Genomic DNA, 993 nt, shown 5'->3' with positions numbered 1-993 from the left:
CGGGTGCGCAGCCCCCCGCCACTGATCCAGGCGTTCCCAACTGGACGGGAGCGCCAATGGCGCAGACGCGCATCGTCCGAGCATGGCAACCAGAGCATGCAAACGAACGATAGACAGGATCAAGAAAGGAGCAAATGCAATGACCATTCGTGATCTGATGCCATGGGGTCGCGATCCAAACCAGGTTCCGACCCTCTCAGGCGACCGCGATCAGGACCCATTCATGAGCCTGCATCGCGAGATGAACCGCCTTGTTGACGACATGTTCCGCGGTTTCGGTTCACGTCTTCCATCCTTGGGCAGGCTCTCTTCAGCGGGCGGTGGCTGGCCTAGCGTGGAAATCTCGGAAACGGACAAGGAAATCCGCGTGACCGCCGAGATACCCGGCATGGAGGAAAAGGACATCGAGGTGTTGCTCGATGACGGCGTCCTGACGTTGCGCGGTGAAAAACACGCCGAAACCGACGACAAGGAACGTCAGTTCTCCGAGCGATTCTACGGCCGCTTCGAACGTCGCATTCCGATCGGCTTCGAAGTCGAAGAAGACAAGGTCGCTGCCGATTTCCGCAACGGCGTGCTGTTCGTCACCTTGCCGAAATCCGAGAAGGCACAGAACAAGATGAGGCGCATCCCCATCGGCGGCAAGAGCACCAAGCACTAGAATGATTGGATGCCGGGCGGGAGGGTCACCCGCCCGGCATCGGCCGTTGAATTTTGCGCCGGTCACATGGACCCTTGAGAATCCCTCTGCCTTCGGCAACATGACGGCGACGGTAGAGGGTATGAAATGAACCAGCCGATTTCTGCCATATCGCCGCGCAAGTCCGTGCCGCGCAACACGCCGATGGCGCTGACCGAGGCGTTGGTCGCGCGCACTATGCGTGCTGTCGAGGATGCCGGGCTGACGCCGGGCATGGTTCACATGACCGATGCCGACTATGCGCGTATCCGCGACGAGGTGCTGGCCGGCGCTCCGGCCGGGCCGCTGAAACT

Annotated in this window: 1 protein-coding gene and 1 pseudogene; both read left to right on the top strand. The window is 60.7% G+C overall.

Annotated elements, in window-relative coordinates; all coding sequences use genetic code 11:
* The first annotated feature begins 139 nt into the window (after positions 1-139).
* Positions 140-661, top strand: coding sequence for an Hsp20/alpha crystallin family protein (locus EN991_RS37740; RefSeq protein ID WP_127370606.1), 522 nt, complete (start codon positions 140-142; stop codon positions 659-661).
* A 126-nt stretch (positions 662-787) separates the two neighbouring features.
* Positions 788-993: pseudogene (locus EN991_RS37735) on the top strand (gamma-glutamylcyclotransferase); the annotation flags it as partial.

Origin of the sequence: Mesorhizobium sp. M7A.F.Ca.US.005.03.2.1 (assembly GCF_003997795.1) — a bacterium.
Classification (GTDB): domain Bacteria; phylum Pseudomonadota; class Alphaproteobacteria; order Rhizobiales; family Rhizobiaceae; genus Mesorhizobium; species Mesorhizobium ciceri.
Note: the sequence above shows the minus strand (reverse complement) of the source record. Positions and strands in the feature narration are given on the sequence as shown.

Bases quoted from the DNA above. Each gene is read 5' to 3' on its own strand.
- EN991_RS37740 (WP_127370606.1), top strand. From the start codon at position 140: ATGACCATTCGTGATCTGATGCCATGGGGTCGCGATCCAAACCAGGTT.